The organism is Heyndrickxia shackletonii (genome assembly GCF_001420715.1).
Classification (GTDB): Bacteria; Bacillota; Bacilli; order Bacillales; family Bacillaceae_C; genus Margalitia; species Margalitia shackletonii.
The window spans coordinates 1,176,145-1,191,032 of sequence record NZ_LJJC01000004.1 but is presented as its reverse complement, the minus strand read 5'-3'; the positions used below and the strand labels follow the sequence as shown (position 1 = coordinate 1,191,032).

Annotated in this window: 12 protein-coding genes; 5 read left to right on the top strand and 7 right to left on the bottom strand. The window is 37.3% G+C overall.

Features of this window, described 5'->3' with window-relative positions:
• Positions 1-140 precede the first annotated feature (140 nt).
• Positions 141-797, top strand: a complete 657-nt coding sequence (locus tag AN964_RS05605) for a potassium channel family protein (RefSeq protein WP_055738756.1) — start codon at positions 141-143, stop codon at positions 795-797.
• Position 798: 1 nt separating this feature from the next.
• Positions 799-2,118 (top strand): TrkH family potassium uptake protein, encoded by a 1,320-nt coding sequence (locus tag AN964_RS05600; protein WP_055741153.1) that lies wholly within the window; start codon positions 799-801, stop codon positions 2,116-2,118.
• 106 nt (positions 2,119-2,224) lie between these two features.
• On the opposite strand, the gene AN964_RS05595 is transcribed toward AN964_RS05600, so the two are convergent.
• Positions 2,225-3,919 carry a methyl-accepting chemotaxis protein gene (locus tag AN964_RS05595; RefSeq protein WP_055738755.1) on the bottom strand — a complete coding sequence of 565 codons (1,695 nt, stop codon included), beginning with the start codon at positions 3,917-3,919 and terminating at the stop codon, positions 2,225-2,227.
• 155 nt (positions 3,920-4,074) lie between these two features.
• Here AN964_RS05595 and speG point away from each other — a divergent pair, with 155 nt between their 5' ends.
• The 3 genes from speG to AN964_RS05580 all read left to right on the top strand — a co-directional run bounded on the left by speG (position 4,075) and on the right by AN964_RS05580 (position 6,864).
• Complete coding sequence (speG, locus tag AN964_RS05590) at positions 4,075-4,596, top strand: spermidine N1-acetyltransferase (protein ID WP_055738754.1); 522 nt, start codon at positions 4,075-4,077, stop codon at positions 4,594-4,596.
• Between the two features lie 132 nt (positions 4,597-4,728).
• Complete coding sequence (locus tag AN964_RS05585; protein WP_055738753.1) at positions 4,729-5,364, top strand: LysE family transporter; 636 nt, start codon at positions 4,729-4,731, stop codon at positions 5,362-5,364.
• Positions 5,365-5,511: 147 nt separating this feature from the next.
• Positions 5,512-6,864, top strand: a complete 1,353-nt coding sequence (locus AN964_RS05580; RefSeq protein WP_055738752.1) for an amino acid permease — start codon at positions 5,512-5,514, stop codon at positions 6,862-6,864.
• A 242-nt stretch (positions 6,865-7,106) separates the two neighbouring features.
• Here the strand turns inward: AN964_RS05580 and AN964_RS05575 are convergent, their stop codons facing one another.
• From AN964_RS05575 to AN964_RS27255, 6 genes are all read right to left on the bottom strand, one after another.
• On the bottom strand, positions 7,107-8,774 hold the full coding sequence (locus tag AN964_RS05575; RefSeq protein WP_055738751.1) for a class I adenylate-forming enzyme family protein: 1,668 nt from the start codon (positions 8,772-8,774) through the stop codon (positions 7,107-7,109).
• A gap of 86 nt (positions 8,775-8,860) precedes the next feature.
• A complete protein-coding gene (locus tag AN964_RS05570) occupies positions 8,861-9,301 on the bottom strand; it encodes an acyl-CoA thioesterase (protein WP_055738750.1) in 441 nt (146 codons plus the stop codon).
• A gap of 128 nt (positions 9,302-9,429) precedes the next feature.
• Positions 9,430-10,896: an ArnT family glycosyltransferase gene (locus AN964_RS05565; protein WP_055738749.1), complete on the bottom strand. Its 1,467-nt coding sequence runs from the start codon at positions 10,894-10,896 to the stop codon at positions 9,430-9,432.
• 409 nt (positions 10,897-11,305) lie between these two features.
• A complete protein-coding gene (locus tag AN964_RS05560; RefSeq protein ID WP_055738748.1) occupies positions 11,306-12,502 on the bottom strand; it encodes a PDZ domain-containing protein in 1,197 nt (398 codons plus the stop codon).
• A gap of 225 nt (positions 12,503-12,727) precedes the next feature.
• The gene (locus tag AN964_RS05555; RefSeq protein WP_055738747.1) at positions 12,728-14,179 is read right to left on the bottom strand and encodes a S41 family peptidase; all 1,452 of its coding nucleotides are present in this window, start codon (positions 14,177-14,179) and stop codon (positions 12,728-12,730) included.
• 509 nt (positions 14,180-14,688) lie between these two features.
• Complete coding sequence (locus AN964_RS27255; RefSeq protein WP_268888308.1) at positions 14,689-14,817, bottom strand: hypothetical protein; 129 nt, start codon at positions 14,815-14,817, stop codon at positions 14,689-14,691.
• Positions 14,818-14,888: the final 71 nt, after the last annotated feature.

The following is a 14,888-nucleotide window of genomic DNA, read 5'->3' as shown; positions in this document are numbered from 1 at the left end:
TATGATATTGTTTAGTTTATATACTATAGCAAATAATTCCAACATCATATATATTTGCTGTTAGGGAAAATTATAAGAAAAGCTCAAGCTCTAAAGCTAGACAGATTAAACATGTTAACTATTTAATGGAGAGGATATTTATGAAAAAGCAATTTGCTGTTTTTGGACTTGGCCGCTTTGGTGGAAGCCTTGTGAAGGAGTTTCACGAATTGGCAACCGAAGTATTAGCCGTCGATAAGGATATCGATAAAGTAAATGATATGGCCCAATATGCCACTGCTGCTGTCCAAGCCAATACGATTGATGAAATGACGCTAAAAAACTTAGGAATTCGTAATTTTGATCTTGTTTTTGTCTCTTTTGGGGATGATATTGAAGCCAGTATCCTTACCTCGCTTTTACTAAAAGATATGGGTGTCAAACAAGTATGGGCAAAAGCCCAAAACAGCTATCACGAAAAGGTATTGGATAAAATTGGAGTCGATCGAATTATTAATCCGGAAAGAGATATGGCAAAGAGAATTGCCCACCATATTGTTTCCGAAAAAATATTAGATTATATTGAGCTATCTAAGGAATATGGAATTGTAGAAATTATGGCAACAGAAAAAATACATCTAAAGACATTAGTGGAGCTGGACGTCCGCGCGAAATATGGGTGTAATATTGTCGCCATTAAACGAGGAACAGATATAGTCGTCTCTCCTATGGCGGAGGATAAGATTTTTAAAGGGGATATATTGATTGTAATCGGAAAGAACGAAGATATAACGAGATTTGAGGAAGAAGGTGTCTAAAATAAAGACAAGAGCTATTCACCTAAGCCCTTCCCAACTGCTCATTTTAGTGTTTTTTACAGCCATTCTTTTAGGGACTTGTCTATTAAAATTGCCCATTGCATCTTACCATTATGTCCGCTGGATAGACGCTTTATTTACAGCAACTTCTGCCATGACGGTGACAGGTCTATCGACGATTGATTCCGCAAAGGAGTATACCTTGTTCGGTCAATTTGTCATTATTACCTTGATCCAATTGGGCGGTTTAGGCATCGTTTCCTTCGCCCTCTTAATTTTTATCATGTTAGGGAAAAAAATCGGACTAAAGGAACGGATTCTTATTCAGCAAAGCTTAAATCAAACATCCTTAGGGGGTGTCATCAAGCTTGTTCGCAACCTCTTTCTTTTTTCCTTCATGTTTGAATTTATCGCAATGTTGTTTTTATCTATTAGATGGATCCCGGAATACGGGTTTTGGAAAGGTGTCTTCTATAGTTTCTTCCACTCCATTTCCGCGTTTAATAACGCAGGATTTGCATTGTGGTCAGACAATTTAATAAGATATGTTGGCGATCCCATTGTCAATATCGGAATTACCGGTCTTATTATTCTGGGTGGAATTGGTTTCACGGTCATGTCCGATATTTGGTATAAAAAAAGCTTTCGGAAACTGAGTCTTCACTCTAAAATCATGATTATCGGCACAATCGTGACAAATTTACTCGCAATGGCATTCATATTTTTTCTAGAATATCATAATCCTCATACGTTAGGTCACTTATCAACGCCGAATAAACTATGGGCTTCTTATTTTCAAGCAGTTACAACAAGAACAGCAGGATTTGAAACAATGGACCTTAACGATTTAAAGGAACCTACTGCCTTATTATTTTTATTATTAATGTTTGTAGGGGCAGGAAGTGCATCAACTGGCGGAGGAATAAAATTAACGACTTTTATTGTCATCGTCATTTCCGTTATTACTTTTATAAAAGGAAAACAAGAAATTGTGCTGGCAAAACGAACCATTGCCACTTCGATATTATTAAAATCATTAGCGATATTTAGTATCGCCTTACTTGCTATTTTCTTGGCAGTATTTGTTCTATGTATTACCGAAAAAGCGCCATTTCTTAAGGTATTATTTGAAGTTATTTCCGCTTTCGGCACCGTTGGGCTAACGATGGGATTGACAACAAAATTAACAATGATTGGCAAACTGATTATTGTGATGATGATGTTTATCGGCAAGCTAGGCCCATTAACCCTTGCTGTTTCTATTGCAAAATCGGAACAAGCAAGCATCCGTTATCCGCATGAGGATATTTTAACGGGGTGAAAAGAAAAGCGCACAGCGCTGGGGCTAGTCTTCTAAACTAGATATTTGTAAAAAAGGTGCACAAAAGTCGCTAACTAACCAACGACATTTACGTGCACCTTTTTTATTATGATAATTTAAATCTTGAAACGACAACTTGCAATTCATCTGCTAAATTTGATAATGATTCGGCAGAGCTTGTGATTTCCTCCATTGTCGCCAATTGTTCTTCAGAAGCTGCAGCATTTTCTTGACTTCCGGCAGCAACTTGCTCGGAAACCTCTCTTGCTTTCACCACTGCAGATACCATTTGGGTAGTGATAGCTTGAATCTCTTCCACAGAAGCAGATACATCTGCTGCTTTACCGGTTACATTACCAATGGATTCTGAAATTTTTGTAAAGGACTCATTTGCTTCCGCTGTATAGGTTAGTCCGGTATTCACTTTCTCATTTCCTAATTCCATCGACAATACTGCCTTTTTCGTTTCTTCTTGAATAACAGCAATCATTTTAGATATTTGATCAGAGGATTTACTCGATTCCTCTGCCAATTTTCGAACTTCATCCGCAACAACAGCAAATCCCTTTCCTTGTTCACCAGCACGTGCTGCTTCGATGGCGGCATTTAATGCTAATAAATTGGTTTGTTCCGCGATTCCTGTAATAATATCCGTAATTCGTCTTATTTCATCTGAGCGCTTTCCTAATGTATGAATCAATTTTGCAGCTTCTTCAACCGAGACATGGATCTCATTCATTTGTGAAACCACATTTGCGATGGAATCCGCTCCCTTGCTTGCAAGTGTACGGGTTTCTTCGGAAGACTGAAGCATTACTTCACTTGCTTCAGCAATCTGATCCATACCTATTGCCATTTCCTTGACGGAAGCAGACATTTCATTAAATGTCCGAAGTTGCTGCTCCGTGCCTTCCGCACTTTCTGTTATCACTCGTGTTACCTGCTCTGCAGCGCTAGTACTTTGCTGAGCGCTCGCAGTAAGCTGCTCGGAGCTTGCCGCAACCTGCATACTGGAATCAGAAACTTGACGAACTACAGATGAAAGGTCATGAACCATTTTATTAAAAGAATTCGATAATTCTCCAAGCTCATCCTTACTTTTAACCTTTATCGGTTCCACACTTAAGTCACCCATTGCAACTAATTTCATCACCTCTGAAATCTTTTTAATCGGTTTTGAAATCATTTGACCCATTACAATGGCAATCAGAATTCCTAGGATAAATGTTATCACAGACAAGATGATTAATATCATTTGGATTTTTTTATCATTATCAGTAGTTTGAGTGTTTGCCTTCAATAATTCATCATTCTGATGCTTGGCTAATGCTTCAATACTTTGTTGGAGCGTTAATGTAATGTCTTTTACAGTACTGGTAGTATATAATGTTAGCTCTTCTTGTTTATTTTCCTGTTTAAGCTGAACCTGATGTTCTACAGCTGAAAAATATTTTTGGTCGATATCCTCGATGCTTGCATACAGTCGTTTCCCCATCGGGCTTTTTACTAGTTTTCCTAATTCATCCAAGGTGTCTTGATACCTTCCATTTGCAACTTGATATTGATTATAGTAAGTAGGGCTGCCGGTTAAAAGAAAGCCTCTCACACTGGCACTTTGGGCATAATATAAACTTTCAAGCCGATTTGCCAAATCAACCTTTTTGGAGGTAACCGTAATCAACTTGCTGTACGTTTTATTTAGCATGGAAAGTTCATAATAAGCTCCCCCTGCTAAAACTAATAATAAAATTAGTACCCCGCTAAAACCAGATAAAATCTTTTTCTTGATAGACCATTTCATGTTGTGTAATTCTCCTTGTATGAATATATAAGTTTTCACTATCCTTTATTTCGACAGATTTCGGTAAAAGTTTAGTGCTTTCCTAACGGTTAAAATGAATGGGATATTCGTGTTTATGTCATATTAATGTTAAAACATCGGATGGAGGATTTTTAATGAGTAATGACATTAAACTAAGACCGCTAGAGAGAGAGGATTTAGAATTCATTCATATGCTGAATAACAATGCAAAAATCATGTCATATTGGTTTGAAGAGCCATATGAAGCCTTTGTTGAGCTTCAGGATCTCTATGATAAACATATCCATGATCAAGGGGAACGGAGGTTTATTTTAGAAAAGGAAAAGGATAAGGAGATGGTAGGGTTAGTCGAATTAGTGGAAATTGACTATATTCACAGACGGGCAGAGTTTCAAATCATTATTGATCCGAAACATCAAAATCACGGCTATGCAAGTATTGCAACTCGGATGGCGATGGACTATGCATTTTCTGTATTAAATATGCATAAGCTGTATCTCATTGTAGATTCAACGAATGAAAAAGCCATTCATATTTATAAAAAAGCCGGATTTCAAGAAGAAGGGGAATTTCTGGATGAATTTTTCGTAGATGGGACTTATCACAATGCGATTAGAATGTGTATTTTTCAGAAGCAATATTTGGAGTTGTTATAACGTGTGAAGAAATATTCATAAAGACTTACCGGAGATGTATTTCGGTTTGGAGGTTAATTCAAATCAGAAAATAGTTTTATATTCCCTCCCCTGCACATAAAATGTACAAGTTCATATTCGGAGGGGATTATTTTGTTAAGTGGAGGGTTACTGCTTAGTTATGTCTTTTTAGGATTATCATTAGCGGCACCAATTGGGCCAGTTAATTCAGCCCAAATTGATAAAGGGATCAAAAATGGATTTTTACATGCTTGGATTGTCGGAGCCGGTGCTGTTACCGCCGATGGAATTTTTATGGCAATTGTCTATTTAGGGTTTACTCATTTTATCAATATTCCAATTATCCAGGTATTTCTGTGGCTTTTCGGTGCATTTGTACTAATTTATACAGGAATAGAAAGCATCACGAGTGGAAAAAAGCTCACAATTAATCAAACACGAAATAAAGATTCTTTGCTTTCCTGCTATTTAACAGGTTTCTTTATGTCGATTACAAACCCTTTATCCATTATGTTTTGGATTGGTATTTACGGATCGGTTCTCGCAAAAGTAGCTACAAATTATGGGCATATTGAAACCATCATTTGTACAAGTATGATTTTTCTAGGGTTAACTCTTTGGGATGTTATTATGGCGATTCTATCAAGTGGATCACGGAAATTTTTACATACAAACTTTCTGAAGATCATATCCTACTTATCCGGAATCTCTATGATTGCATTCGGAATCTACTTTGGAAGCCAAGGCGTTAAAGCATTGGTATTCTAGTTGCTTAGGAATTTATAAAATTGAACCTTTTGGATAACTTTTTGAAAAGTTGTCTACGTCTAGCTTCAGCACATTAGTTCTTTATATGATTTACATATTCAAGCCTCTTTTTGTAAAAAGTAATAGTAACTATGAGGAGGTTTTGGATTGGGGTCAAAAAACTCAAATAATACAAGTAAACAGACTAATCAAGGGGAATTAAATTGGTGGCAGCTGTCCCTTATTGGAGTCGGATGTACGATTGGTACCGGGTACTTTCTAGGATCAAGCATCGGAATCAAAACGACAGGGCCGTCGATTGTATTTTCCTTTATCTGTGCTGCAATCGCTACTTATATTGTTTACAATATGCTGGCAAAAATGACGGCGCAAGACCCACAGGAAGGTTCCTTTTGCTACTATGCAAAAAAGGCATTTGGGAAGTGGGCAGGATTTTCATGCGGATGGAATTATTGGTGTTCCAATATTCTCATCATGGGAAGTCAATTAACAGGTTTGTCCATTCTATCACGCTTTTGGTTCCATCAAATTCCTCTTTGGCTATTCGCAGCATGCTACGCTGTTCTTTCCATTATGGTGGTTTTACTAGGAACAAAGGGCTTTGATAAAATCGAAAATATATTGGCTATTCTAAAAACAGCAGCCATACTTATGTTTATAATATTAGCAGTAGCTGCCTTGTTTGGCTGGATAAATGGACATGCAAATCATCCAAGCTTGCCCCATTCTTTTGATACCTTTTTTCCTAAGGGTTGGAAGGGTTTTGGTGCTGCACTTATTTATGCTTTTTACGCTTTTGGCGGCATAGAAGTAATTGGACTGATGGCAATGCAGCTGAAAAAGAAAGAAGATGCACCAAAAGCCGGAACGATCATGCTAATCGTTTTGACGATTATTTATGTCCTCTCCCTTGGACTTGTCGTATGTATGGAGTCCTATCATGCCTTTAATGAAGAGGAAAGCCCTTTTGTGAAAGCGATGGAAGATTACCACCTTCCATTTTTTCCGCATGTATTTAATGGAGCGATCATCATTGCAGGATTTTCTACGATGACAGCCTCTTTATTTGGAGTAACCCAACTGTTAGTAACACTAGCGGAGACGCATGATGCTCCTGCCTTTTTTGCAAAAAAGATAAAAAGATTCAAGGACTTGCCGCTTCCGTCTTTAGGATTAGCAACAGTCGGCTTGCTTGTTTCCATCATCACCGCATTACTGTTACCAGGAAAAATATATGAGTATATCACGACTGCAGCCGGCATTTTATTGTTATTTAATTGGTTTTTTATCATCATATCAGCCCTTCGACTTTTGCAATTGAAAATGTGGGAAAAAATAATGTCAGTTGTCGGAAACATCCTTCTGTTAGCTGCTATATGCGGGACTATGTTAGAGAAGGAAATTCGACCAGGTTTGTATGTCAGTATTGGAGTGGTGGTGGTGATTGTTATTATTTCCATCCTTATAAATAGAAAAATAAAAAAGCAAGTTGCTTCTTAGCGGACAGTGAATCCTCTATTTTGATAAAAAGACCCATATTTGAGAGACAAGCGGACTTAGGGTACGCTATTCGCAAAAAAGCACATGAAAATCTCTGTTTTTTTACAAATAACGGAACCTCTGTCCGCAAACATATGAAAATACCCCGTTTTGTCACAGATAAAGGAACTAGTGTCCGTATTAAACTAAATCAAGGACCAAATCGTAAACTTGTCCGATTTGGTCCTTGATTTGATAGCTATTTACGCTCTTTCTAAATTCCCTTGTTTTTGATCCTCTATTGCTAACGATCTTACTTCAAAATGTTTCTTTTTCCCTGTGGCTGTATACGGCAATTCATCAATAAATCGGTAAAAACGCGGTCTCTTATAATCTGCGAGCATCGGATGCTCTGTACAGTACTTATTTAATTCATCTGCTGTCAGGGATGGATCTGCCTTAATGATATAAGCGACTACTGATTCTCCTCTTAGTTCATCAGGAACTCCTACCACTACTGCTTCTTGTACTTTCGGATGTTCACTTAGAATTTCTTCTACTTGTACCGGATGAATATTTTCTCCAGAAGAGACAATCATATCATTTTTGCGGCCAACAATGGTGATAAATTCATTTTCATCCCAAGTAGCCATATCTCCTATATAGAGCCATCCTTTGTAAAAGACTCTCTCACTTTCCTTTTCATTATTAACGTATGCATAAGCAGTCTTACCAGGTGCCCTGACAATCACTTCCCCGACCTCTGTTTTGTCTTTTGCCACAAGATCATCCGGTTCTGCTTTGCGATCAGGATAAATTTTCACGACCGCTACATCATCATCTGTACACGCTCGCCCAGCAGAACCAGCCATTGCAGGCAAATCATAAGGACGAAGGAACGTATTCCAGAAAGCTTCTGTTGTACCATATCCATTAAAAATATTTGGTGATAAGGTTTCCTGAAACTTAATACAATCCTCTCTGCCAAGAGGAGCCCCCATTGTAACAATCCCCTTCAATTTGGATAGATCAACAGGATGTTTCTTTTGCTGATTATAAAGCATTTTCAGCATTGGCGGCGCTCCAATTAGAAATGTTAAATTATACTCTTCCGCATATTTTAAACATGTCTTTGGATGAAAATATCTAAGAATGACAATTTCTCCGCCTACATATAAGGTAGGGTTTGGCCCGCCTGAATGTATACCACCGCGATGAAACCATGGACTCATATTCATTGTTTTATCTGTTGGATTGAGAGGAAAATGCATGGCAACATCGTGCGCAGAAAGAATATCGTTAATGTTGTTTAAAGGTACACCCTTTGGCATACCGGTAGTTCCGGATGTATAGAGACGTGTATTTTCGTCATAAATGTGCCGAATTACCTTTTCAGGTTCTGCTTCTGAATGGTCCCGTACGTAGTCTGAATACGTAATATGTCCTTCAGGAGCTTCTTTTTCCCCTGTAATATCAACCATAATTACCCTTACAGGTTTATGCTTTGCCATTTCCAAAGCTTGCATAGCCGTTTCCTTAATCTCTTCATCATAAATAAATACTGCTGGTTTACTGTCATCAAGAATATAGGCAGTTTCCCCTGGCGAAAGCCGGAAATTGATAGGGCTGTTAATCGCGCCAATTTTTTGTGGTGCTAAATAACTAAAGACAAATTCCGCAGAATTTAACAGCTGATACATCACTACTTCATTCTTGCCTACCCCATCCTCCCGAAGTGCATGGGCTAATTTATTTACCTCACGATTTAATTCTTGATACGTCCATGTCCGATTGCGAAGTGTACAAGTCATTGCTGGCTGGTTCGCGAATCGATGGACATTTCGCAAAAATCCATTAATATACGTAAATTCATGCTCAAATGTTTCTTGGAACATACGAACATCATATGTATATTGATTCACAAGATTCATCCTTCTTTCCATTTCAATTAAAAATAGGCCACATTGGTCTTCTCAATTATGGCCATAACCTTTCTTTTACTATTCAAAGAAATCATTTAATTATTAAATTCTGGCCAAATATTCATTAATTTTCCCCAAAGCTCAGGAAACCGTTTTTTTAAATTAAATGGGTTTCCATGATTATCGACGTATGTATGAGTGGTCACACCCTCACATGCAATTTGGCCATCGTCTTTTATTATTTGATAATGAAATGCCATCCGTGACCTTGTAAACTCTGTCAAGCTTGTCCGAACAATAACTTTGTCTTCTGGACGCAGCATTTTTTTATATTGACAGTCTGCCTTCAAACATACAATCGCAATTCCAAGTTGATGGAAAGTTTTCATATAAGGGACATCGCTATTCTCCCAAAAATGCATACGTCCATTTGTAAACCAATCAAATGTTCTGGCATAATAGGAAATTCCCGCAGCATCACAATCTCCCCAGGTAATATTCATTTCCATATCTGTGCTTGGATAAGTATTTGTCATATTACGCACCTCCTTTTTTTCCTAGACTGCAAAAAAGATACTAGATATAATTACTGTGTCAAGTATTATTTTAGCACCAATCTTGTATTTGTTACATTTTTTTGACTTAACCTCTCATCCGGTGCATATTATTTACTTGAAAACTCTTCCTTCCTCAAAAGGTATCCCCACTTATTTGAATGGACAATTTTTAATTGATTGGCTTGAATAAATTGGTCCGTAACTAAATCCTTCTTTGCCATAAGAATAGCTTTTTCATTATGTAAAAATGCCTGAAAATCTCCGGATTCCGTCTTAAAATCATTCACAAGTTCCGCTGTTAATAAAGTGCTTTGTGACCATTTAATTGAATCAGTGGGATGATATAAATACAAACTGTATCCTTTTATCCCTTCCATTCCCCGTGTTTTTTCCAGTAAATTTTGTTGTAAACTTTTTCGTGGCTCGTTTAAATATAATTGAATCTGACCTTCATAAAAAAAAGATATACCAAGCATAGATATCAGAAGTAAACTGCGAAGCATTAGGTTCCCATTTATCCAAACTTTTTTCGCTAAAATACCAATCATTATAGATAGCGGAGGATAAACAGGGAGAATATACCATCTTATTTTTGTTTTAGAAAATGTAAAGACAATTATCGGAATAAGTATCCATATACATAAACTTATAAAATAGGCTTGCTTTTCAAGGCGAAAATTTTTAAAAGAAAAGTCCCTTTTGAAAAGAATGACTAAAAAAAGGGAGAATAAAAACAGCAGCCACAAGGAGAAAAATCTCTTTAATATTTCCGCATAATAAAAGAATCCGCCTACATGACCTTCAATTGTATCGGATGATCGTTTCAGCAGATCGTATTCAATCATGGTCCTAAAGAACACAAAACCATCATAATGGAATCTAATAACTCCCCAAACAATAATGGGGCCAAACATACATAAACCTAATATCAGCGTTTTTTTAGGAGATAATCTTTTATATTTCCCACTAACTAAAAGATACATTGCCATAATGATTACAATATTCCCTGCATGCCAGCTTTTTGTTAAAAAGGAAAGTGAAAATGCTAATCCGGAAACATATAACCATCTATCATTATGTTCGGAAAGGAATAAAGATAATATGGACAATGTAAATAAAAAGAGAAACAGCGAATCTGCATCACCAGTTCTAGCACTATGATTAATTAAAAATTGAGTACACGTTGATAATGTTAATAAAGTGACAAGTGAAGCAAACTTTCCATGTATTTTGTAAACAAATAACGTAACTAATAAAAGGGTTAAACCTGCACATATTCCAGATATTAAACGGAGTCCAAGTGCATTGAAACCTGCCATCTTATAACCAATTATAATAGCCCAAAAACTGAGTGGAGGTTTTAGATTCCAATAATCTGACTCATAACCATATGTATTTACAATGAAGTTTCTACTTTTCAACATTTCATAGGCACTTATTCCATGTCTTGCTTCATCCCAGCTATAAATTGGAAAATTAGAGAGACGATAAAAAACATTATATAAAAATAAGGACAAGAAAATAATAAATAAAACAAGATAAATAAAGACTTGTATTCGTTTTGAAAAGTACATATTGGGTCTCCTTGCAGCTACAAAATTTTGCATTTACACCATTTTGAAAGCTTCGTACATTTATTCAATATAACGTTAGTTTTTTCAAGAAATATGTAAGGAATCCATGTCATCTAGTGGTATGAGTTTAAATATTTTCCATATTGTTAAATGAGAATAGGGAGGCGTTTTTTACAAAAAAAAGCCTGAATCTCGTGAATTCAGGCTTTTACGCTATTTCTATCATGAGTGATCTCCACATGTATTTCCCAGCATTTATGTGTAGCTTCTAACATACCCCCAACAATACCGAATAGCCAGAAGTTGAAAAATAAAAAACTCCCTTAAACAAATTTGTAAAAGAGAGTTATGGAAGAACAAATATAACATTGTATTTGGAAATGTATTGTGTATTTTATAATGATCCATATTAAGATGCTTCACCTGTGCCCCACTTTTTCTTTCCTTCTACTGTGATGATGCCTAACTCATGGTGATCCCCTTCGTATAAGGCCCCTTGGGCAAAACGAATTTGTTCGTTTGTATCCAATACTTCAAGCTTGCAGTAAGCACGGTTTTTTTGGAGTGCACGATAAAATTCATCTGTATTTTTTACAAGTTGACCATTGCATTTATGAATAACTTCTCCTGTTTTCAGAGATAATTTATCTGCCGGTGAACCTGGGATAACAGCCAAAATAATAAGGCCATTGTCTCTTTGAGTAAAATAATATGGATTTGCGCCTTCGCGGACACGATGCTGATAGGATATCCATGCTCTTGCTAAAATCGCGAATACCATCCCAACAAGCGGCAAAAAGGAAATCCATAATCCGCCTGCCGCAATAGCCGTTGTAACAACTCCTGCAGCGATGATTTGTTTGCCGAGCTTTTTCACGGCAACATCTGGCAAATTGCTTTGAATTTGCTGCTGAAACCCTATGATGAACGGTACGAGAATAAGGGAATAAGAATGTGTTCCCCAATCCAATGTCGGCCACCAGCTAAATGGTGCCGTTAACGGTCCCGTCGGCAGAAAGCAGAATATAGGAATGAACCACATCCGCTTTGCTTGAAAGGCACCTACCGTTAATCCACGGCGGCTTTTCCGATATTTCGGCGAGCTTTCCTTAGCCCCATTGCGGATCATGAGGATGCCTTCTACTATTAGTAGTAATCCTGCTAATATCACCATTCCCGCTAGACTAGTATGGTTCGTTTTTTCAATAAAAGGACCAAGCCACGGAATGTGAAAGTCAAATTGATTCAACACATAAATAGAAAGAAAGGCTAACCCTATTGTAAATGCGGAGGATAACAAGCGGAAGCCGCCAATCAATGTAAAGATGGTTGTCGTAAAAAATAAAGTGGTCAAAATACCAAAGCTAACGGTGAAGCCAGCCGCTACAGAAATGACGGACAAAATAAGTCCGGCTATCCAACCGGAGGATAGAAAGTACCGCAGTTCATGCAGCAGTGGGTATACACTGATATGAAAATCCGCCCGTTCCCTTTTTATCCGCAAATAACCAATAAATACTGCTGCAATAATAGCAATATATAAACTTGGATGAATAAAAAACCTTCCAATGCTTTTTAGTAATTCGAGACCCCATTCCTGCGCCAATTTTATTCACCATCCTTTATTATGTAAAAAATTTTTTATAGAAAGCTTTAGAGCATTAAGTACGCAGACCACATCAGTTAAAACTTACGAATCTATTATTATTATTCTATCAGATGAAAGCATTAAAACCTATTCCCTTTTCTATAAAAATCTAGGAATTTATAAGTCATAACATTGTATTTAGCTTTGATTTACATAAAAAAGGAGCCAAGCAATGCTCGACTCCTAGTTTTTATTCCCAATATATGTTAAAGCCACCTGCAGCTGAAGATCATTTTTTTCTTCTTTTCTAGCTTGTGTAAGGGCTGTGTCCATTAGCTCTGCTGTTTTCGGGTCGATTTCACCGGTCGCAGGCAGCTTTTCCTGATTTTGAAATGCCTTTACAGCCCGTTCCGTCTGATAGTCAAAATAGCCATCTTCACGCCCCGGTCCATATCCCAAGCCTGAAAGAATTTGCTGAGCAAGTTTGACTTGTTCATTATTCGCATCAAGCTTTAAGGAATGATCTAACGTTAATGGATTCACATAAAAATACTCCGGCTGTTTTACTTCAATGGTTGGATTTATACCTTTTTGATGAATCCAATTTCCATCTGGAGTAAGCCATTTGTACATGGTCAATTTAATAGAGCTGCCGTCCCCTAATGGGATCGCAGTTTGGACTGTACCCTTTCCAAATGTTTTTTCTCCTATTAACGCATATCCATCCGCCTCCTGCAAGGAACTTGCTAATATCTCAGCTGCGGAAGCACTTCCTTCATCAACTAATACGGCTATTGGATATGGCTTTTTCTGTTTTAACTTTGAATAATAAGGAAGCTTTTCGCCATTTCGCTGCTCAATTTGAAAATAAGGCTTATTATTTGGGACAAGACCTTTCAGCATATCTTCTACGCTGGATAAATACCCTCCCGGATTTCCTCTTACATCAATGATAAGCCCGTGTATGTTCTGTGATTCTAATTTTTTTAGCTTCTCATTAAAGTCGATGGCAGTATCCTTTGAAAACTGTGTAATTTCCAAGTATCCGATTGATTTATCGCCTTGTTTTTTTATTTCTGAAAAAACCGTTTCAAGTGGAATGCTTTCCCGTTTTACCACAAATGTTAATGGATTGCTTGTACCTTCACGCTGAATTTCAAGTGTGACCGTTGTTCCTTTTTTACCACGGATTTTCGTTGTTGCTTCAGTAAGATCCAACCCATGTGTACTAACACCATCAATTTTTACGATAACATCCTTTGGCCGAAGTCCAGCTTTTTCAGCTGGGGAATCTTTATAAGGAGCCACAATAACAATTTTTCCGTCCTTTTGGGCTACCTCCGCCCCTATACCCTCAAAAGAGGAATCCAAAGTATTATTAAATTGCGTAGCTGTTTTTGCATCCATATAAACAGAAAAGGGATCATTTAAGGTACTTACCATTCCTTGAATTGCGCCTTCGACCAATTGCTTCTCTTCTACCTTTTTTACATATGATTTCATAATAAGGTCATATGCTTGGGCAATTTTGGACAAATCGGGCTGAATTTGCTGCCCTTTTAAAGATATTGGTGATCCATTCTCTTCCACTTTTCGCTCCAAATCATGATAATACCATTTCATCCCTGTATATGTTCCGCCTACACCAGTAATTAATGACCCAGAAATAATAACTGCCAACCATTTACGTTTCATCGAAGTCCCCCTCATCACGGATAAATATAACTTTTTCAAGTGAGATTTAGCGGGAGAAGTGCTTGACTAAATATCACAAACCTATTCTTCAATATATGATTGGAAAGGACAGGTTATGATAACTTCGTTTGTGTTTAAAGAAAGATAGCTTATGTAGATGGAGTAGATGGGTGATTTGGATCAATTGAAATGCTGAAGGCTAACTGGGGGTTTCTTTTTTTCTGGCTGATAGTTTTAGCGGACACCTGTTCCGTTATATGTGTCAAAATGCATGTTTTTCGACCAATAGCGGACAGACGTTCCGCTATTCGCAAAAATCTTAAGGAAATCACCGCTTTTTTGCAAAATAACGGAACATCTGTCCGCAAACTACGGAAAATATGCGATTTTGTCACAGATAACGGAAGCTCTGTCCTATAATTTCTAGGAAACTATTTAGCCGGACACACGTTCCGTTATTTCAATAAAACACCATGGTTTCATCATGTGAGAGGACACACGTTCCGCTATTAGCGATTTTCGCTCGTTGCTTTACACAATTTTCGGCAAATAACGGATTCTGTGTCCGCAAATGCAGCCAAAACAAGGGTTTTTCTAAAATAACGGAACGTCTGTCCGCCAAATGTTTTTGCGGACACAGATTTTCCCCTAAAATAACACTTGAACTGCTCTAAACGATATCTGAACACTGTGATAGTAAAAGAACGTG